The sequence below is a fragment of the Streptomyces sp. NPDC104226 genome (assembly GCF_055584085.1).
In genome coordinates, this window is sequence record NZ_JBVJMS010000007.1 from 76,786 (window position 1) to 96,557 (window position 19,772).

General features: G+C 72.2%; 20 protein-coding genes. 10 read left to right on the plus strand and 10 right to left on the minus strand.

All coding sequences use genetic code 11. The features are described from left to right. Positions 1-13 precede the first annotated feature (13 nt). The gene (locus ACZ60J_RS22385) at positions 14-967 is read right to left on the minus strand and encodes a hypothetical protein (RefSeq protein ID WP_469684256.1); all 954 of its coding nucleotides are present in this window, start codon (positions 965-967) and stop codon (positions 14-16) included. Between the two features lie 268 nt (positions 968-1,235). Between ACZ60J_RS22385 and deoC the strand changes: the two genes are divergently transcribed. Genes deoC through ACZ60J_RS22400 form a run of 3 tightly spaced genes read left to right on the plus strand, consistent with a single transcriptional unit; the run spans position 1,236 to position 4,541 of the window. After that, complete coding sequence (gene deoC, locus ACZ60J_RS22390) at positions 1,236-2,198, plus strand: deoxyribose-phosphate aldolase (protein ID WP_469684861.1); 963 nt, start codon at positions 1,236-1,238, stop codon at positions 2,196-2,198. A gap of 5 nt (positions 2,199-2,203) precedes the next feature. After that, complete coding sequence (locus tag ACZ60J_RS22395; protein ID WP_469684258.1) at positions 2,204-3,640, plus strand: aldehyde dehydrogenase family protein; 1,437 nt, start codon at positions 2,204-2,206, stop codon at positions 3,638-3,640. Then, complete coding sequence (locus ACZ60J_RS22400; RefSeq protein WP_469684260.1) at positions 3,633-4,541, plus strand: aldehyde dehydrogenase family protein; 909 nt, start codon at positions 3,633-3,635, stop codon at positions 4,539-4,541. The genes ACZ60J_RS22395 and ACZ60J_RS22400 overlap by 8 nt, the downstream gene beginning before the upstream one ends. A gap of 70 nt (positions 4,542-4,611) precedes the next feature. On the opposite strand, the gene ACZ60J_RS22405 is transcribed toward ACZ60J_RS22400, so the two are convergent. Next, entirely contained in the window at positions 4,612-4,962 is a 351-nt protein-coding gene (locus ACZ60J_RS22405) for a hypothetical protein (RefSeq protein ID WP_469684262.1), read from the minus strand. A gap of 27 nt (positions 4,963-4,989) precedes the next feature. Here ACZ60J_RS22405 and ACZ60J_RS22410 point away from each other — a divergent pair, with 27 nt between their 5' ends. Then, the gene (locus ACZ60J_RS22410; RefSeq protein ID WP_469684263.1) at positions 4,990-5,715 is read left to right on the plus strand and encodes a uridine kinase family protein; all 726 of its coding nucleotides are present in this window, start codon (positions 4,990-4,992) and stop codon (positions 5,713-5,715) included. A gap of 133 nt (positions 5,716-5,848) precedes the next feature. On the opposite strand, the gene ACZ60J_RS22415 is transcribed toward ACZ60J_RS22410, so the two are convergent. Next, positions 5,849-6,568 carry a SigE family RNA polymerase sigma factor gene (locus ACZ60J_RS22415; RefSeq protein WP_469684265.1) on the minus strand — a complete coding sequence of 240 codons (720 nt, stop codon included), beginning with the start codon at positions 6,566-6,568 and terminating at the stop codon, positions 5,849-5,851. Positions 6,569-6,767: 199 nt separating this feature from the next. Between ACZ60J_RS22415 and afsQ1 the strand changes: the two genes are divergently transcribed. Genes afsQ1 through ACZ60J_RS22430 form a run of 3 tightly spaced genes read left to right on the plus strand, consistent with a single transcriptional unit; the run spans position 6,768 to position 9,623 of the window. Beyond that, positions 6,768-7,445, plus strand: a complete 678-nt coding sequence (gene afsQ1, locus ACZ60J_RS22420; RefSeq protein WP_250746240.1) for a two-component system response regulator AfsQ1 — start codon at positions 6,768-6,770, stop codon at positions 7,443-7,445. Then, on the plus strand, positions 7,343-8,926 hold the full coding sequence (locus ACZ60J_RS22425; protein WP_469684863.1) for a sensor histidine kinase: 1,584 nt from the start codon (positions 7,343-7,345) through the stop codon (positions 8,924-8,926). Before afsQ1 ends, ACZ60J_RS22425 begins: the two co-directional genes overlap by 103 nt. 34 nt (positions 8,927-8,960) lie before the next feature. Next, complete coding sequence (locus tag ACZ60J_RS22430) at positions 8,961-9,623, plus strand: hypothetical protein (RefSeq protein WP_469684267.1); 663 nt, start codon at positions 8,961-8,963, stop codon at positions 9,621-9,623. Positions 9,624-9,846: 223 nt separating this feature from the next. Here the strand turns inward: ACZ60J_RS22430 and ACZ60J_RS22435 are convergent, their stop codons facing one another. The 3 genes from ACZ60J_RS22435 to ACZ60J_RS22445 form a co-directional block, all read right to left on the minus strand. Continuing rightward, positions 9,847-11,496, minus strand: a complete 1,650-nt coding sequence (locus ACZ60J_RS22435; RefSeq protein ID WP_469684269.1) for a phospho-sugar mutase — start codon at positions 11,494-11,496, stop codon at positions 9,847-9,849. Between the two features lie 38 nt (positions 11,497-11,534). Further along, on the minus strand, positions 11,535-12,341 hold the full coding sequence (locus tag ACZ60J_RS22440; RefSeq protein WP_469684271.1) for a purine-nucleoside phosphorylase: 807 nt from the start codon (positions 12,339-12,341) through the stop codon (positions 11,535-11,537). 125 nt (positions 12,342-12,466) lie between these two features. Then, positions 12,467-12,904, minus strand: coding sequence for a gamma-glutamylcyclotransferase family protein (locus tag ACZ60J_RS22445; RefSeq protein WP_469684273.1), 438 nt, complete (start codon positions 12,902-12,904; stop codon positions 12,467-12,469). Between the two features lie 198 nt (positions 12,905-13,102). Here ACZ60J_RS22445 and ACZ60J_RS22450 point away from each other — a divergent pair, with 198 nt between their 5' ends. Both ACZ60J_RS22450 and ACZ60J_RS22455 read left to right on the plus strand, forming a co-directional pair. Then, positions 13,103-14,542: an NAD(P)H-quinone dehydrogenase gene (locus ACZ60J_RS22450; protein WP_469684274.1), complete on the plus strand. Its 1,440-nt coding sequence runs from the start codon at positions 13,103-13,105 to the stop codon at positions 14,540-14,542. Positions 14,543-14,717: 175 nt separating this feature from the next. Next, entirely contained in the window at positions 14,718-15,665 is a 948-nt protein-coding gene (locus ACZ60J_RS22455; RefSeq protein ID WP_469684276.1) for a DeoR/GlpR family DNA-binding transcription regulator, read from the plus strand. 219 nt (positions 15,666-15,884) lie between these two features. On the opposite strand, the gene ACZ60J_RS22460 is transcribed toward ACZ60J_RS22455, so the two are convergent. After that, the gene (locus ACZ60J_RS22460) at positions 15,885-17,639 is read right to left on the minus strand and encodes an acetyl/propionyl/methylcrotonyl-CoA carboxylase subunit alpha (RefSeq protein ID WP_469684278.1); all 1,755 of its coding nucleotides are present in this window, start codon (positions 17,637-17,639) and stop codon (positions 15,885-15,887) included. A gap of 441 nt (positions 17,640-18,080) precedes the next feature. Between ACZ60J_RS22460 and ACZ60J_RS22465 the strand changes: the two genes are divergently transcribed. Continuing rightward, on the plus strand, positions 18,081-18,665 hold the full coding sequence (locus ACZ60J_RS22465) for a hypothetical protein (protein ID WP_469684279.1): 585 nt from the start codon (positions 18,081-18,083) through the stop codon (positions 18,663-18,665). On the opposite strand, the gene ACZ60J_RS22470 is transcribed toward ACZ60J_RS22465, so the two are convergent. The 3 genes from ACZ60J_RS22470 to ACZ60J_RS22480 form a co-directional block, all read right to left on the minus strand. Continuing rightward, on the minus strand, positions 18,646-19,254 hold the full coding sequence (locus tag ACZ60J_RS22470) for a Maf family protein (RefSeq protein WP_469684281.1): 609 nt from the start codon (positions 19,252-19,254) through the stop codon (positions 18,646-18,648). The genes ACZ60J_RS22465 and ACZ60J_RS22470 overlap by 20 nt on opposite strands. Positions 19,255-19,316: 62 nt before the next feature. Then, on the minus strand, positions 19,317-19,451 hold the full coding sequence (gene mmpB, locus ACZ60J_RS22475) for a morphogenic membrane protein MmpB (RefSeq protein ID WP_266880764.1): 135 nt from the start codon (positions 19,449-19,451) through the stop codon (positions 19,317-19,319). A gap of 103 nt (positions 19,452-19,554) precedes the next feature. Further along, on the minus strand, positions 19,555-19,764 hold the full coding sequence (locus tag ACZ60J_RS22480; RefSeq protein ID WP_469684284.1) for an acyl-CoA carboxylase epsilon subunit: 210 nt from the start codon (positions 19,762-19,764) through the stop codon (positions 19,555-19,557). Between the last annotated feature and the right edge of the window lie 8 nt (positions 19,765-19,772).

Genomic DNA, 19,772 nt, shown 5'->3' on the forward strand with positions numbered 1-19,772 from the left:
GCCCGGGCCGTGCTCAGCCGCGGGAGCGGGCCCTGCGGTTGCGGACCGCGAAGGCCGTACCGAGCAGGAGGCCCACCGAGAGGACCCCGGCACCGGCGACCGCGACCGGGGCGCCCTGGGTGTCTTCCGTACCGAGCTCGGCACCCGCCGCGACCGGCCCCTTCGGAACCACGGCCGTCTGCGGCTTGGGCTTCGACGGGGCGGGCGTGGAGGGCTTCGGCGCCGGCTTGGTCTCGGTGAACGCGTAGCCCGGCCGGCAGCCCTTGGGGAACGCGGGGAACGCTGCCCGGCCGAACGGGGTGCCGCCGCCCTGCGTCTTCCATTCGAGGACGGGCGTGGCGCTGCTGGGGTTCAGGATCCGGACGATGATGCCTTCCGTGGCGGGCAGCGAGGGGCGGGTGCGGTCCAGGGTGTCCCAGGGGCCTCCCTCGCCGGAGTTGTAGAGGACCGCCTTCGGCCCCTTCTCGGTGACGTACAGCTCGGCCCGCACGCCCGCGCCCAGCGAGTGCCCGACCGGCCCGACCCGGCAGTCCGTGCTGGCCTGCCCGGCGGGCAGGGGGAAGGACGTGACGCGCCCGTCCTTGGCGGTGACGACGAGCACGGGGTGGGCGCTCGCGGCCTTGGTCAGCTCGAGCGACAGGCTCTCGGTCCTGTCGGCGGGCTTGCTCCGGTCCAGCACCGTCACGATCCGCTTCATGTAGGCGTCTCCGGGCTTCCAGCCGGTCCCCACCTCGCGGATCCAGGCTTCGGGGCCCTCCACCTTGTTGCGCAGCACCGCGACCAGGCCCTCGCCGATGTACACGGCCTTGCCCTCGTAACGGCTGTTGTCGGAGGCCGGGGCCGCTGCGGCCGCCTGCGGGGTCGCGGTGACCGGCGCGGCGAAGGCGCTGCCGGCGGCGGGCAGGAGCATCGCGCCCGCGAGGGCGGCGGTGGTGATCGAGGTGCGGAGGGCAAGGGCGGTACGCATGACGACTCCGTGTCAGGTCGGAAGTGGGTAGAGGAGAGCCGCATGCCGCGACGAATCCGTTTCGGTCTGGTTCGGCCGGGTCAGGTGTGGCGGGCTGCTGGTGACAAAGTTACGAAGCGTGTGAGGCCGGAGGATCCGCCTCCTGTAATGGGCACGTAACGGCCGAACGCGTGTCGGAGTGGACGGGGCGATTCCCTTCCGGATCCCCTCGAATCGGCAGAGGGGGGTGACAGGCCGCTACGCGCGTAGATATGCTCATGTGGTGACCATGCCCACCACCCTCACCGCATTCGCTGACGTGACGACGTCCGACAGTGCGCTGCGCCGCTTCCTGCACGGGCTGCCCGGCGTCGACGCTGTCGGCCTGGAGGCCCGCGCGGCCTCCCTCGGCACCCGCTCGATCAAGACGACGGCCAAGGCGTACGCCATCGACCTCGCCATCTCGATGATCGACCTGACGACGCTGGAAGGCGCGGATACCCCGGGCAAGGTCCGGGCGCTCTCCGCCAAGGCCGCCAACCCCGATCCGACCGACCGCACCACGCCCATGACGGCCGCCGTCTGCGTGTACCCCGACATGGTGGCCACCGCCAAGGCCGCCCTGAACGGCGCCGACGTCAAGGTCGCCTCCGTCGCCACCGCCTTCCCGGCCGGCCGCGCGGCCCTGCCCGTCAAGCTCGCCGACACGGCCGACGCCGTGGCCGCGGGCGCCGACGAGATCGACATGGTCATCGACCGTGGCGCCTTCCTCGCCGGCCGCTACCTCGAGACCTACGAGCTGATCCGCTCCGTGAAGGAGGCCTGCGCCCGCCCCGACGGCAGCGCGGCCCGCCTCAAGGTGATCTTCGAGACCGGCGAGCTGTCCACGTACGACAACATCCGCCGCGCCTCCTGGATCGGCATGATGGCCGGGGCCGACTTCATCAAGACGTCCACCGGCAAGGTCGGGGTCAACGCGACGCCCGCCAACACGCTCCTCATGCTCGAAGCCGTCCGCGACTTCAAGGCGCAGACCGGAATCCAGATCGGCGTGAAGCCGGCCGGCGGGATCCGGACCACCAAGGACGCGATCAAGTTCCTGGTCCTGGTCAACGAGACCGTGGGCGAGGACTGGCTGTCCAACCACTGGTTCCGCTTCGGAGCCTCCAGCCTGCTCAACGACCTGTTGATGCAGCGCCAGAAGCTGAGCACCGGCCGGTACTCCGGTCCCGACTACGTGACGGTGGACTGATCGCCATGGCATCCGCATTCGAGTACGCACCCGCCCCCGAGTCCCGCTCCGTCGTCGACATCGCGCCCTCCTACGGGCTGTTCATCGACGGCGAGTTCACCGACGCGGCGGACGGCAAGGTCTTCAAGACCGTCTCCCCGGCCTCCGAAGAGGTCCTCGCCGAGATCGCGCAGGCCGGCGCCGCCGATGTGGACCGCGCCGTCAAGGCCGCCCGCAAGGCCTTCGAGAAGTGGTCCGCGCTGCCCGGATCCGAGCGCGCCAAGTACCTCTTCCGCATCGCCCGGATCATCCAGGAGCGCAGCCGCGAACTGGCCGTCCTGGAGACCCTCGACAACGGCAAGCCGATCCGGGAGACCCGCGACGCGGACCTGCCGCTCGTCGCCGCGCACTTCTTCTACTACGCGGGCTGGGCCGACAAGCTCGACCACGCGGGCTACGGCGCGAACCCGCGCCCCCTCGGCGTGGCCGGCCAGGTCATCCCGTGGAACTTCCCGCTGATGATGCTCGCCTGGAAGATCGCCCCGGCGCTCGCCACGGGCAACACGGTCGTGCTCAAGCCGGCCCAGACGACCCCCCTCTCCGCCCTCTTCTTCGCGGACATCTGCCGCCAGGCGGGCCTGCCCAAGGGCGTCGTCAACATCCTCCCCGGGTACGGGGACGCGGGCGCTGCCCTCGTCGAGCACCCGGACGTGAACAAGGTCGCCTTCACCGGCTCCACCGCCGTCGGCAAGGCCATCGCGCGCCAGGTCGCCGGCACCTCCAAGAAGGTCACCCTGGAGCTGGGCGGCAAGGGCGCCAACATCGTCTTCGACGACGCCCCGATCGACCAGGCCGTCGAGGGCATCGTCAGCGGCATCTTCTTCAACCAGGGCCAGGTCTGCTGCGCGGGCTCGCGCCTCCTGGTCCAGGAGTCGATCCACGACGAGCTGATCGACTCGCTCAAGCGCCGGCTGTCCACGCTGCGCCTGGGCGACCCGCTCGACAAGAACACCGACATCGGCGCGATCAACTCCGCCGAACAGCTCGCCCGGATCACCGCCCTCGCGGACACCGGCGAGGCGGAGGGCGCCGAGCGCTGGTCGGCGCCGTGCGAACTGCCGAACGCGGGCTACTGGTTCGCCCCGACGCTCTTCACGAACGTCTCCCAGTCGCACACCGTCGCCCGCGACGAGATCTTCGGCCCGGTGCTGTCCGTGCTGACCTTCCGTACGCCCGACGAGGCCGTCGCCAAGGCCAACAACACCCAGTACGGCCTGTCCGCCGGCATCTGGACGGAGAAGGGCAGCCGCATCCTCGCGGTCGCCAACAAGCTCCGTGCGGGCGTCGTCTGGGCCAACACGTTCAACAAGTTCGACCCGACCTCGCCCTTCGGCGGCTACAAGGAGTCGGGCTTCGGGCGCGAAGGCGGCCGTCACGGCCTGGAGGGCTACCTCGATGTCTGAGTCTTCTTCGTCTTCTACGACGCGTCTGAGCGTCTTCAAGACCTACAAGCTGTACGTCGGGGGCAAGTTCCCCCGCTCCGAGAGCGGCCGGGTGTACGAGGTGACCGACTCCAAGGGCAAGTGGCTGGCCAACGCCCCGCTGTCCTCCCGCAAGGACGCCCGGGACGCGGTCGTAGCCGCCCGCAAGGCCTTCGGAGGCTGGTCGGGCGCGACCGCGTACAACCGCGGCCAGATCCTCTACCGCGTCGCCGAGATGCTGGAGGGCCGCCGCGAGCAGTTCGTCCGCGAGGTCGGCGAGGCGGAGGGCCTGTCCAAGTCGAAGGCCGCGGCCGTCGTCGACGCGGCCATCGACCGCTGGGTCTGGTACGCGGGCTGGACCGACAAGATCGGCCAGATCGTGGGCGGGGCCAACCCGGTCGCGGGCCCGTTCTTCAACCTCTCCACCCCGGAGCCGACGGGCGTCGTCACCGTCGTCGCCCCGCAGGCCTCGTCCTTCCTCGGACTGGTCTCCGTGATCGCCCCGGTCATCGCCACCGGCAACACGGTCGTCGTCATCGCCTCCGAGAAGGCGCCGCTCCCGGCGCTCTCCCTCGGTGAGGTGCTGGCCACCTCCGACCTGCCCGGCGGCGTGGTCAACGTCCTCTCCGGCAAGGCCGCCGAGATGGGCCCGCACCTGGCCTCCCACCAGGACGTCAACGCGATCGACCTGGCCGGAGCCGACGAGGCGCTGGCCAAGGAGCTGGAGATCGCGGCCGCGGACAACCTCAAGCGCGTCCTGCGTCCACAGCCTGTGGACGACTGGACCGCGGACCCGGGTACGGCGCGCATGACGGCGTTCCTGGAGACCAAGACCGTCTGGCACCCCACCGGGTCGCTGGGCGCGGGCGGGTCCTCGTACTAGAGGCCCCACCCCCGAAAACGGGCCCCGGCAGTGTCCCCCGCGCTGCCGGGGCCTCTTCGCGCCTTCGCGCCTACTGCTTCGGCAGCACCGGTCCGAGCAGCGAGGAGACCGCCGCGGTGGGCAGCTCGCCGACCGACGGCCCCTGGGTCAGGATCCCCGTGACCATGCCGGTGCCGACGGAGGGGAAGTCCGCGACCTGGGTGGCGACGCCGTTGTCCAGCGGGTCCACGCCGGTGTGGGCCAGCGGATTCACCTTCAGGTTCGAGATCGGGTCGGAGACCCCCGCCAGGGCGGCCGGAACATCGAGCTCGCCCGCCTGGGCGCCTCCGGCGGCCATCGCGAGGGCGGCGCCGGCCATCGAGAGGCTCAGGCCCGCGCTGCGGAGCCGGTTCGGTACGGACGGGGCTGCGTGACGTGCCATGGGGATCCCACCTGGGTTCGTAGTCGGATGCGCACGCAGCGTAGTGGAGATGTGATTCTGAATACCAACGGGCCTTTGGGCAGGTCCCCTGGGCGAGGTAATAGTTCACACTGTTGTTCCGTGAGCTGTTCCTCTCCTTTGCCTACGCGTGTCGTCCTGCTGACCGGGCCCTCGGGTTCCGGCAAGTCCTCGCTGGCGGCCCGTTCCGGGCTGCCCGTGCTGCGCCTGGACGACTTCTACAAGGACGGCGACGACCCGACGCTCCCGTCCGTCGAGGGCAGTGCCGACATCGACTGGGACTCCCCGCTGTCCTGGGACGCGGAGGCGGCCGTGGCCGCGATCGCCGAGCTGTGTGCGGCCGGGCGGACCGAGGTCCCCGTCTACGACATCGCCACCTCCTCGCGGACCGGCACGGAGGCTCTGGACATCGCCCGGACCCCGCTGTTCATAGCCGAGGGGATCTTCGCGGCGGACGTCGTCGTACGGTGCCAGGAGCTCGGGCTGCTCGCGGACGCGATCTGCCTGCGCGGGCGGCCCAGCACCACCTTCCGGCGCCGGCTGGCCCGGGATCTGCGCGAGGGCCGCAAGTCGGTGCCGATGCTTCTGCGGCGGGGCTGGCGGCTGATGCGGGCCGAGCGCGGGATCGTGGCCCGGCACACCGCGCTGGGTGCGCACGCGTGCGGCCGTGACGAGGCCCTCGGCCGTCTTGCCGCCGCCGCGGCGGGCCGGCACCGGGCCGCGGTCGGCGCGTAGCCGGCCCCGGGCATGCCAAAGGGCGGGACCGTGCGGACCCCCGTCCGCCCGATCCCGCCCTTTGCCCCCGTGGCCCCCGTCCCACCCCCGCAGGACGGGCCCCCTGGCCCTTTGGTCTGTGTGGTGGCCGCCGTTACGCGACCAGGTCCTCGAAGGACTCCGACTCGTCGTGGCCGAAGCTCAGCGCCTCGTCCTCGCGCATGCGGCGCAGCGAACGCCAGATGCTCGACTTCACCGTGCCGACGCTGATGCCGAGGATCTCCGCGATCTCCGGGTCCGTGCGGCCCTCGTAGTAGCGGAGCACCAGCATGGTGCGCTGCGGCTCCGGGATGCGGGTGAGCGCCTGCCACAGCACGGCGCGCAGCTCCGTACCGCCCATGGCGTCCGTGTCCGAGGCCGTCTCCGGCAGCTCTTCCGTCGGGTACTCGTTGAGCTTGCGCCGGCGCCAGGCGCTGATGTGCAGGTTCGTCATCGTGCGGCGCAGGTAACCGCCGACGGCGGCCTTGTCGCTGATGCGGTCCCAGGCGCGGTACGTGGAGAACAGTGCGGTCTGCAGCAGGTCCTCGGCCTCGTAGCGGTCGCCGGTCAGGTGGAAGGCCGTCGCGTAGAGGGCGGCCCGCCGCTCCTGGACGTACGCCGTGAACTCGGCCTCGTTGGAGGAGTCCGGGGCGTCCGTGGAGCCCGGCGTGCGCTGGGCGGGGACGGAGGGGCGCTCGTAGGTCTTCGCGTCGATGGCCACCACGTGCGCCGGCCGCCGGGAAGGGGCCGTCGCCGTACGGATTGCCGTGCGGCGGTTCACATCGTGCAGCCGCGTGACAACCGCGCTGGTGTTGATGCTGTGCAGCGTGTTCATCTCGCGCCCCCCGTCGTGGAGTCTGTCTGGTCCGTTGCCAAGAAGACTGCCCGCCCGACATAACCGGGGTGTCCTCCGACTGTCACAGGCCTGTCACAGGGTCCGTGCCGGAGCCCCGCGCAGACCCCGCGGAGACGGCCCGGGGATTCGAAGTGCAGGGCGGTCGAAGTCCCGAGGGGCGATGGGACAGAATGAGCCCGTGCCTTTCCTGTTGCTCATCGAGGACGACGACGCCATCCGCACGGCCCTCGAACTCTCCCTGACCCGCCAGGGCCACCGTGTGGCCACCGCGGCGACGGGCGAGGACGGCCTCAAACTGCTGCGTGAGCAGCGGCCCGACCTGATCGTGCTCGACGTCATGCTGCCCGGCATCGACGGCTTCGAGGTGTGCCGGCGCGTCCGGCGCACCGACCAGCTGCCGATCATCCTGCTCACCGCGCGCAACGACGACATCGACGTGGTCGTCGGCCTGGAGTCGGGGGCGGACGACTACGTCGTCAAGCCCGTCCAGGGGCGGGTCCTCGACGCCCGCATCCGGGCCGTGCTGCGCCGCGGCGAGCGCGAGGCCACCGACTCCGCCGTCTTCGGCTCGCTGGTCATCGACCGCAACGCCATGACGGTGACCAAGAACGGCGAGGACCTCCAGCTCACCCCGACCGAGCTGCGGCTGCTCCTGGAACTCAGCCGCCGCCCCGGCCAGGCGCTCTCCCGCCAGCAGCTGCTGCGGCTGGTGTGGGAGCACGACTACCTCGGCGACTCGCGCCTCGTCGACGCCTGCGTGCAGCGGCTGCGCGCCAAGGTCGAGGAAGTGCCCTCGTCGCCCACCCTGATCCGTACCGTGCGGGGCGTCGGCTACCGACTGGACTCCCCGCAGTGATCAGAGCCCTGTTCGCGGGCCGGCGCTGGACCAGCCTGCGGCTGCGGCTCCTCGTCGTGTTCGCACTGGTCGCGCTGACCGCCGCCGTGTCCGCGTCCGGGATCGCGTACTGGCTCAACCGCGAGGCCGTCCTGACCCGGACCCAGGACGCCGCCCTCGGCGACTTCCGGCAGGAGATGCAGAACCGGGCCGCGGCGCTGCCCGCCGACCCGACGCAGGAGGAACTGCAGCACGCCGCCGAGATGATGGCGGGCAGCAGCCCCGGTTACAGCGTGCTGCTGGTGGACGAGAAGGAAGGCCGCAAGGTGGCCGGGTCGGCCGGACCCGACGCCTTCTCGCTGGCCGACGTACCGGCGTCGCTCCAGCACGCCGTGAACGACCGGCAGAAGACCACCTCGGCCAACGACGCCGCGTACCACGTGTACTGGCAGCGGACGAAGCCGAACGGGAACCCCTACCTGGTCGGCGGCACCCGGATCGTGGGCGGCGGGCCGACCGGCTACATGTACAAGTCCCTGGCCCAGGAGCGCGACGACCTCAACGCCCTGGCCTGGTCGTTGACCATCGCCACCGGGCTCGCGCTGCTCGGGTCCGCGCTGCTCGCGCAGGCCGCGGCCCGTACGGTGCTGCGGCCCGTGCAGCGGCTCGGCGACGCGGCGCGCCGGCTCGGCGAAGGGGAGCTGGACCACCGGCTGGAGGTGTCCGGGACGGACGAACTCGCCGACCTGGCCCACACCTTCAACAAGACGGCGGAGGCGCTGGAGAAGAAGGTCGCCGACATGAGCGCGCGGGAGGAGTCCAGCCGGCGTTTCGTCGCGGACATGTCCCACGAACTGCGCACGCCGCTGACGGCGTTGACGGCGGTGGCCGAGGTGCTGGAGGACGAGGTCGAGTTCCTCGACCCGATGATCGCACCGGCGGTGGGGCTGGTCGTGAGCGAGACCAGGCGGCTGAACGACCTCGTGGAGAACCTCATGGAGGTCACCCGCTTCGACGCGGGCACGGCGCGGCTGGTGCTGGACGACGTGGACGTCGCCGACCAGGTGACGGCGTGCATCGACACGCGGGCGTGGCTCGACGCGGTCGAACTCGACGCGGAGCGCGGGATCGTGGCGCGGCTCGACCCGCGGCGGCTCGACGTGATCCTGGCGAACCTGATCGGCAACGCGCTCAAGCACGGCGGATCGCCGGTACGGGTCTCCATCCGGGTGGAGGAGGACTGGCTGGTCATCGCGGTACGGGACAACGGGCCGGGCATCCCCGAGGCCGTACTGCCGCACGTCTTCGACCGGTTCTACAAGGCGAGCGCGTCGCGGCCGAAGTCCGACGGCAGCGGGCTCGGCCTGTCCATCGCGATGGAGAACGCGCACATCCACGGCGGCGACATCACCGCGGAGAACGGTGCGGAGGGCGGTGCGCTGTTCACGCTGCGGCTGCCGGTGGACGTGGGGAAGGTGATCGCCGGTGGCGACGAGGAGTAGGACGGGGGCCGGGGCCAGAGCCGGGGCCGGGGCCATGGCAGGGGCCCGGGCCGGGACGAGGCGTACGGCGGCCCTGGTGGCGGCCCTGAGCCTGGTGTCCGTCGGCGTCCTGTCGGGCTGCGGGATCCGGGCGACCACCGTGCCGGTGGACGTGGGCGCGGCGCCTTCGCGGGTCTCCTGCAAGACCCCGACCGGCACCGCCGCGGGAACGGACGGGGTGCAGGGCATCCGGGCCACGGTGGAACTGGTCTGCGGGGCGCAGCTGGTGGGCGTCCAGCGGGTGGTGCCGGGGACGGAGAAGCAGCCCGCGCGGGACGCTGCGGTGTTCGCCGCCCAGGCCCTGCTGGCGGCGCTCCAGCGGGAGCCGTCGGCGGAGGAACTGGAGGCCGGCTTCACGACCGACGTGCCGGCCACGCTGACGGCCTCGGCGCCGCGGCCGGCGGACCCGGCGGGCACGGTGCGGCTGAGCCGCAAGCCCGAGGACCTGCCGCCGGTGGCGCTGTCGCAGCTGGTGTGCACGCTCGCGGAGAGCGACGCGGTCTCGGCGGGGCCGGGCCCGGTGGTCCTGGGCGGTCCCGACGCGGATCCGCCGAGGGCCTGGGAGTGCACGGCCGCCGTCCGCTCCCGGCCGGAGTCGGTCCCGACCCTGGGCGACGTGGTGCTGCCGTCGGCGAGCCCGGCGCCGTCCGCTTCCTGAAGCGCCGCTCGCGCGGCTCGGCCCGGGCGGGCCTTCCCAACGTCGCGCGGCTGCACCGGCCTCCGGACCGGCGGAGGTCGGTGTGGGGCCGGGCGGCCGGACACGGCAACGGCCCCCCGAGCCGGAGCCCGGGAGGCCGACGCACTGCCTGCCGGGCCGACGGACGGAGTCCGGCGCAGCGGGCCGAAGCCTGCGAAGCAGTGCGAGGTGCGCGTGGAGAAGGCTAGATGCCGGCCGCTGCGGCCAGGTCCTTCTTGATCGCGTCGAGGACTTCCTGGCCGCGGGCGCGGGCCGGGAGCAGGTCCGAGGCTTCCGCCACCGGGACCACGACCTCCAGGTAGCACTTCAGCTTGGGCTCCGTACCCGACGGGCGGACGATCACCCGGGCCTTGTAGTCGCCCTCCAGGTAGTAGCGCAGACCGTCCGTGGGCGGCAGCGTCGCCGTGCCCTTGTTCAGGTCCTCCGCCGAGGTGACCCGCAGGCCCGCCAGCGAGGCCGGGGGCTCCGCGCGCAGCGCCGCCATCGCCGAGGCGATGACCGACAGGTCCTCCACGCGGACCGACAGCTGGTCGGTGGCGTGCAGGCCGTGCGCCATGGCCAGGTCGTCCAGCAGGTCGGTCAGGGTCCGGCCCTGCTCCTTGAGCTCCGAGGCCAGCTCCGCGACGAGCAGGGCGGCCGTGACGCCGTCCTTGTCGCGGACGCCCTCGGGGTCCACGCAGTAGCCGAGCGCCTCCTCGTACCCGTAGCGCAGGCCCTCGACGCGGGAGATCCACTTGAAGCCGGTCAGGGTCTCCTCGTATCCGACGCCCGCGGCCTCCGCGATCCGGCCCAGGAGGGAGGAGGAGACGATGGACTCGGCGAAGACGCCCCGCGCGCCCTTGTGCACCAGGTGGGCGGCGAGCAGCGCGCCGACCTCGTCGCCGCGCAGCATCCGCCAGCCGGAGGCGGAGGCCGGGTCCGGGACGGCCACGGCGCACCGGTCGGCGTCCGGGTCGTTGGCGATGACGATGTCGGGGTTGACCTCGGCGGCCTTCGCGAAGGACAGGTCCATCGCGCCCGGCTCCTCCGGGTTGGGGAAGGCGACCGTCGGGAAGGCCGGGTCCGGCTCCGCCTGCTCGGCCACCAGGACCGGGGCGGGGAAGCCGGCGCGGGCGAAGGCGGCCAGGACCACGTCCTTGCCGACGCCGTGCATGGCCGTGTAGACGGTCCGCACGCCCCGGGGGGAGCCGGGGGTCAGGACGGCGTCCGTACGGGCCAGGTAGGCCTCCAGGACCTCGTCGCCGAGGTCCTGCCAGCCGCCGTCGGCGCGCGGTACGTCGGCCAGCGCGGCGATCGCGTCGATCTGCGCGGCGATCTCGGCGTCGGCCGGGGAGACGATCTGCGAGCCGTCGCCGAGGTAGACCTTGTAGCCGTTGTCCCGGGGCGGGTTGTGGCTCGCGGTCACCTCGACGCCGGCGACGGCGCCCAGGTGCCTTATGGCGTACGCGAGGACGGGCGTCGGCAGCGGACGGGGCAGGACGGCGGCGCGCAGCCCGGCGCCGGTCATCACCGCGGCGGTGTCGCGGGCGAAGTCGGCCGACTTGTAGCGCGCGTCGTAGCCGACGACGACCAGGCCGCCGGCGTGGCCCTGGGCCTTGAGGTAGGCCGCGAGGCCCGCCGCGGCCCGGATCACCACGTTCCGGTTCATCCGCATCGGGCCCGCGCCCAGCTCGCCGCGGAGTCCGGCGGTGCCGAACTGCAGCATGCCGGAGAAGCGGTCCGCGAGCTCGGTGGTGTCACCGGCCTCGATGAGCTTCGCGAGCTCGTCCGCCGTCTCCGGGTCCGGGTCCTCGGCCAGCCAGGCCTGCGCCCGTGCGATCAGATCGTCCTGCACGTCCTGCACTACCTCTCGTCGTCGGTCGGGTCGCCGGTTCAGATCCGGGCGAGGACCTGGGTCAGCAGCTTGCCCATGCGCGAGGCCGAGTCGCGGCCGGCCTGGAGCACCTCTTCGTGGTTCAGCGGCTCGCCGGACAGGCCCGCCGCCAGGTTGGTGACCAGCGAGATGCCGAGCACCTCGGCGCCGGCCTCGCGGGCGGCGATGGCCTCCAGCACGGTGGACATGCCGACCAGGTCGGCGCCCATGACGCGGATCATGTTGATCTCGGCCGGGGTCTCGTAGTGCGGGCCGGGGAACTGCACGTAGACGCCCTCTTCGAGGGTCTCGTCGATCTCCTTGCACATCGCGCGCAGGCGCGGCGAGTACAGGTCGGTGAGGTCCACGAAGTTCGCGCCGACGATCGGCGAGGTGGCCGTGAGGTTGAGGTGGTCGCTGATCAGGACCGGCTGGCCGGGCTTCATGCCCTCGCGCAGGCCACCGCAGCCGTTGGTCAGGACGACGGTCTTGCAGCCGGCGGCGACGGCGGTGCGCACGCCGTGGGCGACGGCGGCGACGCCGCGGCCCTCGTAGTAGTGGGTCCGGCCGAGGAAGAGCAGCGCGCGCTTGTCGCCGATCTTGTACGAGCGGATCTTGCCGCCGTGGCCCTCGACGGCCGGGGGCGGGAAGCCGGGCAGCTCGGTGACGGGGAACTCGGCCTCGGGCGCGCCGAGCGCCTCCGCGGCGGGGGCCCAGCCGGAGCCCATCACGAGGGCGACGTCGTGGGTCTCGGCGCCGGTCAGCTCGCGCAGGCGGGCGGCTGCGGCGTCGGCGGCGGCGAAGGGGTCGGTAACAGATGCGTTCACGCGGAAGAGCGTAGCCGCTCTCGGCCTACGCGCGTAGATGGCACCGCTCACGGTATTCGGATCGTTGCTTTGTCGTTTCCAACCAATTGTCCCCGGCGGGGCGGACGGGACCTGCGGGGCGCCGGTCAGCAGGGGCGCTTGCGCAGTTCCATCACGTAGTCGTGCGGGGCGCCCGCGGATTCGGCGGCGTCGGCGATCTCGCCCAGGTAGCGGGCCGAGGGCAGGCCGCCCTCGTAGCCGTTGAGCACGTACACCCAGGCCGCCTCCTCGCCGTCCAGCGTGTGCACGCGCACCCGCATGCGGCGGTAGATGTCGAGCCCGACGCCCTCCCACCGGTCCATGGAGTCCTCGTCGAGCGGGGCCACGTCGTACAGCGCGACGAAGACCTGGTGGCGCGGCGCTTCGACGATCGTCGCCAGCGCGCCCTCCCAGCCCATCTGCTCGCCGCCGAAGGTCAGCCGCCAGTCGTTGATCCAGCCCGTGCCGCGCAGCGGCGAATGCGGAGCGCGGCGCGTCATCAGCCGCGGGTCGAGGTTGCCGGCGTACGCGGCGTAGAGCGACATGAGGTCGAGGGTACGGGAGGGGCGGCCCCGGCTGCGCTCCCGGCCGCCTACGGGGCCCGCGTCCCGGATGGTGGGACCGGGCGTGAAGCACCTTGATGCGTGCGGGACAATGACGTACGGAATGCATCCCCCGGGGAGACCCCCCGGAAGCCCCGGCCGGGGCGGCAGCCGGCCGGGTAGACGTGAGGCGGAGTTTTCGTGACCCGGATCGTGATCATCGGCGGCGGACCCGGCGGGTATGAGGCGGCCCTCGTGGGGGCCCAGCTCGGCGCGGAGGTGACCGTCGTGGACTGCGACGGTCTGGGCGGCGCGTCGGTGCTCACCGACTGCGTGCCCTCCAAGACTCTCATCGCGACCGCCGAGGTCATGACGACCTTCGACTCGTCGTACGAGGAGCTCGGCATCGTCGTCGCCGACGACACCCCGCACATCGAGCAGGCCGCGCGCGTCGTCGGCGTGGACCTCGGCAAGGTCAACCGGCGCGTCAAGCGCCTGGCGCTCGCCCAGTCCCACGACATCACCGCCTCCGTCACCCGGGCCGGCGCCCGCGTCGTACGGGGCCGCGCCAAGCTCGGCGGCCCGCAGGGCATCGACGGCACGAGGGACGTCATCGTCACCGCGGCCGACGGGTCCGAGACGATCCTCACCGCCGACGCCGTGCTCATCGCGACCGGCGGCACCCCCCGCGAGATCCCCGACGCGATGCCCGACGGCGAGCGGATCCTGAACTGGACCCAGGTCTACGACCTCGAAGAGCTCCCGGAGGAGCTCATCGTGGTCGGCTCCGGCGTGACCGGCGCCGAGTTCGCCGGTGCGTACCAGGCCCTCGGCTCCCGGGTGACCCTCGTGTCCTCCCGCGACCGCGTGCTCCCCGGCGAGGACCCGGACGCCGCCGCCGTGCTGGAGGACGTCTTCCGGCGCCGCGGCATGAACGTCATCGGCCGCTCCCGCGCCGAGTCCGCCAAGCGGGTGGGCGACCGGGTCGAGGTCACCCTCTCCGACGGCCGGGTCATCAGCGGCACGCACTGCCTGATGGCGGTCGGCGCGATCCCGAACACGAGCAACATGAACCTGGAGGAGTCCGGGGTCAAGCTCAAGGAGTCCGGGCACATCTGGACCGACAAGGTCTCCCGCACCTCCTCGCCCGGCGTGTACGCGGCCGGCGACGTGACCGGCATCTTCGCCCTCGCGTCGGTGGCCGCCATGCAGGGCCGCATCGCGATGTACCACTTCCTCGGCGACGCGGTGGCCCCGCTCAACCTGAAGACGGTCTCCTCGAACGTCTTCACCGACCCCGAGATCGCCACCGTCGGCTACACCCAGGCCGACGTGGACGCCGGCAAGATCGACGCCCGGGTCGTCAAGCTCCCGCTGCTGCGCAACCCGCGCGCCAAGATGCAGGGCATCCGGGACGGCTTCGTGAAGCTGTTCTGCCGTCCCGGCACCGGGATCGTCGTCGGCGGCGTGGTCGTCTCGCCGCGCGCGAGCGAGCTCATCCACCCGATCTCGATCGCCGTCGACAACAACCTGACGGTCGAGCAGATCGCAAACGCGTTCACCGTGTACCCCTCGCTGTCCGGCTCGATCGCCGAGGTCGCCCGCCAGCTGCACACGCGGAAGGCCTCCGGTGAGGCGTAAACACCGATAACGGCCCTTGTGGGCAAGGGCTTTGGAGTGGGTGGTCGGCCCGCCGCGGAGCAGGTGCGCGGCGGGCCGACCGCGTATACCACTAACTGCCCCACGGTATGGACAACTTCGGAATTCCGGCGCAAGGAGCTGAAAGCAGACGGTCACCCGGGTTACTGTCAGTTTCGTGTTCGCTGCAGAACGTCGCCAATTGATCCTCGAAATGGTGCGGGCCAACGGAGCGGTATCGCTCCGGGAGCTCGCCCGCGTCGTCCAGACCTCCGAAGTGACCGTACGGCGGGACGTGCGGGCACTGGAGGCAGAAGGACTCCTCGACCGCCGGCACGGCGGTGCGGTACTGCCGGGCGGTTTCACGCGGGAATCCGGCTTTCCGCAAAAGTCCCATCTCGCGACGGCGGAGAAGACCGCCATCGCCGATGTCGCGGCCGGACTCGTCGAAGAAGGCGAGGCCGTGGTCGTCGGCGCCGGCACCACCACCCAGGAGCTGGCCCGCCGGCTCGCCCGGGTGCCCGGACTCACCGTCGTCACCAACTCGCTGCTCGTCGCACAGGCGCTGGCCCATGCGAACCGGGTGGAGGTGGTGATGACGGGCGGAACCCTGCGGGGGTCCAACTACGCGCTGGTCGGCAGCGGTGCCGAGCAGTCCCTCCAGGGGCTGCGGGTCTCGCGGGCCTTCCTGTCCGGCAGCGGCCTCACCGCCGAGCGCGGGCTGTCCACGTCCAACATGCTCTCCGCGAGCGTGGACCGGGCGCTGGTCCAGGCCGCGGCGGAGGTGGTGGTCCTGGCCGACCACACGAAGCTCGGGACGGACACCATGTTCCAGACCGTGCCGACCGACGTGATCACCCGGCTGGTGACGGACGAGCCGCCCGCGCACGACGACCGGGCCGGTACGGAGTTGCAGGCGCTGGCGGATCAGGGCGTGCAGATCACCGTGGCCGGAGCGAGTGCCTCCGGCGGCGGGGAGTCGATGGCGGGTCGGCGCCCGCGCCGGGAATCACCCCTCCCGGTTCAGCGCCGGGGTGGCCCGACGGCCCAGCTCCGTAGCGCGGCACCGCCGTTGCACGAACAGCAGGCGGAGCGTGCGCGGGTCGCGGAGATGCGGCGCCGCTGAGCACCTGCGGCGCCGTTGCCGGGGACCAGTCCCCGGACCCCTGCTCCTCAAACGCCGGAGGGGCTGGATACGGCCGGTGTCAGCCCGCACATGCAGGCTGACACCGGCCACAATCCAGCCCCGCCGGCGTTTGAGGCGTGGGTCCGGGCTGAGCCCGGGGAGCGGGCGCAGCCCGGGCCGGGGTCCGGGGCGGGAGCCCCGGACGCCCGGCCGAGGACGTCAGTCCTTGATTTCGCAGATCGCCGCGCCCGAGGTGAGCGACGCGCCGACCTCCGCCGCGAGGCCCACGATCGTGCCCGAGCGGTGCGCGTTCAGCGGCTGCTCCATCTTCATGGCCTCGAGGACCACGATCAGGTCGCCCTCGTTGACCTGCTGGCCCTCCTCGACCGCGACCTTCACGATCGTGCCCTGCATGGGCGAGGCCAGGGTGTCGCCGGAAGCGGCGGGGCCGGACTTCTTGGCCGCGCGGCGCTTGGGCTTCGCGCCGCCCGCGGCCGCCGTACGGGCCAGGGTCATGCCCAGCGAGGACGGGAGGGAGACCTCCAGGCGCTTGCCGCCGACCTCCACGACCACGGTCTCGCGGCCCGGCTCGTCCTCGGCGTCTTCCGCGGCGGGAACCGCGAAGGCCGGGATCTCGTTGACGAACTCGGTCTCGATCCAGCGGGTGTGGATCGTGAACGGGTCGGACGTGAAGGCCGGGTCGACGACGACCGCACGGTGGAACGGGATGGCCGTGGCCATGCCCTCGACGTTGAACTCCGCCAGCGCGCGCGCCGCCCGCTGCAGGGCCTGCTCGCGGGTGGCACCCGTGACGATGAGCTTGGCGAGCAGGGAGTCCCAGGCCGGGCCGATGACCGAGCCGGACTCGACGCCCGCGTCCAGGCGGACGCCCGGGCCGGTCGGCGGCTCGAACTTGGTGACCGTACCGGGGGCGGGCAGGAAGCCGCGGCCCGGGTCCTCGCCGTTGATGCGGAACTCGAAGGAGTGACCGCGCAGGACCGGGTCCCCGTAGCCGAGCTCCTCGCCGTCCGCGATGCGGAACATCTCGCGGACCAGGTCGAGGCCGGTGACCTCTTCGGTGACCGGGTGCTCGACCTGCAGACGGGTGTTGACCTCCAGGAAGGAGATCAGGCCGTCGGCGGAGACCAGGAACTCCACCGTGCCGGCGCCGACGTAGCCGGCCTCCTTCAGGATCGCCTTCGACGCCGCGTACAGCTCGGCGTTCTGGGCCTCCGTCAGGAACGGCGCCGGGGCCTCCTCCACCAGCTTCTGGTGGCGGCGCTGCAGCGAGCAGTCACGGGTGGAGACGACGACCACGTTGCCGTGGGAGTCGGCCAGGCACTGGGTCTCCACGTGCCGCGGCTTGTCGAGGTACTGCTCGACGAAGCACTCGCCGCGGCCGAAGGCGGCCACGGCCTCGCGGACGGCGGAGTCGTAGAGCTCCGGGACCTCTTCGAGGGTCCGGGCGACCTTCAGGCCGCGACCGCCGCCACCGAAGGCGGCCTTGATCGCGATGGGCAGGCCGTGCTCCTTGGCGAAGGCGACGACCTCGTCCGAACCGGAGACCGGGTCGGGCGTGCCGGCCACCAGCGGCGCACCGGCGCGCAGCGCGATGTGCCGGGCGGCGACCTTGTCGCCCAGGTCGCGGATGGCCTGCGGCGGCGGGCCGATCCAGATCAGGCCCGCGTCGATGACGGCCTGCGCGAACTCGGCGTTCTCGGACAGGAAGCCGTATCCGGGATGGATGGCGTCCGCACCGGAGTCGGCTGCGGCCTGCAGGATCTTGGAAATGTCCAGGTAGCTCGCGGCCGGGGTGTCACCGCCCAACGCGAAAGCTTCGTCGGCCGCGCGGACGTGCAGGGCGTCCCGGTCCGGATCGGCGTAGACGGCTACGCTCGCGATCCCGGCATCCCGGCAGGCCCGAGCAACGCGGACAGCGATTTCGCCACGGTTGGCGATGAGCACCTTGCGCACGATGGCTCCCTCCTTGAAACAAGCTGAGTTTAGGGACAGCCCACACGGCCTTTCGACCCTTCCCCGGTGGTGACCTTGCCCACACGGACTGTGATCCGAGTGGATCCCGAGTCGATAAAACCCTTGTGGCGCCCCATGTCAGGGGGATCCCCGACTGCACAGTAACCCTGCCGTGTGTCCGGGGTCTCTGTTCCCCGGGTCAGCGGCCCAGGGTGATTCTTTGTCGAATCCCTACGAACGGCCCATGCATTCCCCGCCCGGGCGTGGCGTCGGCACCGGCGGGTCGCCCTGTGGCAGCCCGGCCGTAACGAAGCGGCTCCGGCCCCTTGTCCGAAGGTTTACCCGTTAGTAGCCTCCAGGCGTCGAACGGGCTTGTGCGTGCGGGGTGGGGGCGTCGTGGCTGGTGTGAGTGGCGTGGGTGGCGTGGTGCTGCGGAGATCCGTGGCCGGAGCGACCGCGGTCGTACTCGTCGTGGAGGCGGCGGTGCTCGGCTTCGTCCACCTCGTCCTGGGCCGGACCACCGAGAACCAGTCGATGTCCATCGCGGGCGCAGATCCGGATGTCATGTCCAAGGCAACCTACGCGCTCGGCGCCGGCATGGCCCTGTTCCTGCTCGCCTGCGCCGTGTTCCTCGTCGTCGCCGCCGTCCGAGACCGGGCCCCGGGTTCCTTCGCCCGCGTGCTCCTCATCAGCGCCGCCGTCACCCACGGACTGCTCGGCGCCCTCGTCGTCGGCCTGGTCGGCTGGGGCGCCTTCGCGGTGATGATGCTGATCCTCTGCCTGCTGGTGCTGAGCCTGACGCTCTACGCGGCCAAGGGCGCGGGCGGGGCCGGCGAGGGCGCCGGAGGCCCAGCGGGGGGCTCCAGCGGCCCCCAGGGCGGCTTCGGCGGGCCCTCTGACGGCTTCGGCGGGCCCGACGGCGGGCCGGACGGCGCACCGGAGGTCCGGGACGCGCTGCCGGGTCACCCGCTCGCGGACTTCGGGGACTTCGGGAAGCTCGGGGACGTCAAGCCCACAAGTCCGTGATGGACACGCCCAGTTCGGCCAGCAGGGAGCGCAGCAGCGGCATGGAGATGCCGATCACGTTGCCGTGATCCCCGTCGATGCCCTCGATGAACGGGGCCGACAGCCCGTCCAGGGTGAACGCCCCCGCCACGTGCAGCGGTTCGCCGCTCGCCACGTACGCCGCGACCTCCGCGTCCGTCGGCTCGCCGAAGCGGACCGTCGTCGACGCCGTGGCCGAAACCTTCGCACCGCTCGCCGTGTCGATGACGCAGTGCCCGGTGCGCAGCACCCCGGCGCGCCCGCGCATCGACTTCCAGCGGGCCGTGGCCTCCTCGGCGTCCGCCGGCTTGCCCAGCGCCTCGCCGTCCAGCTCCAGCACGGAGTCGCAGCCGATCACCAGGGCGCCCGCGGCCTCGTCCAGGGCCGCCACGACGGCCGCCTTCGCCTCGGCCAGCGCGAGCGCCAGCTCGGCGGGGGAGTCCGCGGTGACGGTGTCCTCGTCGAAGCCGCTCACGATCACGTGCGGGGAGAGCCCGGCCTGCCGCAGCAGGTTCAGCCGGGCGGGCGAGGCGGAGGCGAGGACGAGGGCGTGGCCGGGGGCAGCAGTCATGCCTGCCATCGTAGGGGCGCCCCACGGGTGGCCGCGGCCCTACGCCGTGACCGGCAACGGCACTAGAACCCGCCCACGCCCAGCACGTACACCACGACGACCATCGCGATGACGACGATCACCGTCATCCGCCGGACCATCGCCTCGGCGTCGCGCATGTCCTTCGGCGGCTCGTTCTTCGGGTCTGACCAGAGCATGCCCCGATCCTGGCCCCGAGCACTCCTGTGGCGCCTGAGTACGGGTACTCAGGCGCCACGGGCAGTTCACGCCATCTTCATGGACAGCGACTGCGCCCGCGTCCTACGCGGGCCAGTACGTGCGGCCCCACGCGCCCGGCCCCGGGCGCGGCAGGGTCCGCCGGGCCACCCGGCCCGGCGCCGCCCACGCGTCGGCCACCCGCTCCGCGCCCGACGGCGCCGACGCGAGGGCCGCCGCGCGCGCTCGGACCACCGCCAGTGCGGCGGCCAGCTCCTCCGGGGTCGGGTTCCCCTTGACGACCTTGATCACCACTGTGAGCT

Bases quoted from the DNA above. Each gene is read 5' to 3' on its own strand.
- ACZ60J_RS22410 (WP_469684263.1), top strand. From the start codon at position 4,990: ATGCGCACGCAGCGTAGTGGAGATGTGATTCTGAATACCAACGGGCCT.
- mmpB (WP_266880764.1), bottom strand. From the start codon at position 19,451: ATGCTCTGGTCAGACCCGAAGAACGAGCCGCCGAAGGACATGCGCGAC.
- ACZ60J_RS22405 (WP_469684262.1), bottom strand. From the start codon at position 4,962: ATGGCACGTCACGCAGCCCCGTCCGTACCGAACCGGCTCCGCAGCGCG.
- ACZ60J_RS22395 (WP_469684258.1), top strand. From the start codon at position 2,204: ATGGCATCCGCATTCGAGTACGCACCCGCCCCCGAGTCCCGCTCCGTC.
- deoC (WP_469684861.1), top strand. From the start codon at position 1,236: ATGCCCACCACCCTCACCGCATTCGCTGACGTGACGACGTCCGACAGT.
- ACZ60J_RS22430 (WP_469684267.1), top strand. From the start codon at position 8,961: ATGGCAGGGGCCCGGGCCGGGACGAGGCGTACGGCGGCCCTGGTGGCG.
- ACZ60J_RS22415 (WP_469684265.1), bottom strand. From the start codon at position 6,568: ATGAACACGCTGCACAGCATCAACACCAGCGCGGTTGTCACGCGGCTG.
- ACZ60J_RS22400 (WP_469684260.1), top strand. From the start codon at position 3,633: ATGTCTGAGTCTTCTTCGTCTTCTACGACGCGTCTGAGCGTCTTCAAG.
- ACZ60J_RS22470 (WP_469684281.1), bottom strand. From the start codon at position 19,254: ATGACTGCTGCCCCCGGCCACGCCCTCGTCCTCGCCTCCGCCTCGCCC.
- ACZ60J_RS22445 (WP_469684273.1), bottom strand. From the start codon at position 12,904: ATGTCGCTCTACGCCGCGTACGCCGGCAACCTCGACCCGCGGCTGATG.
- ACZ60J_RS22385 (WP_469684256.1), bottom strand. From the start codon at position 967: ATGCGTACCGCCCTTGCCCTCCGCACCTCGATCACCACCGCCGCCCTC.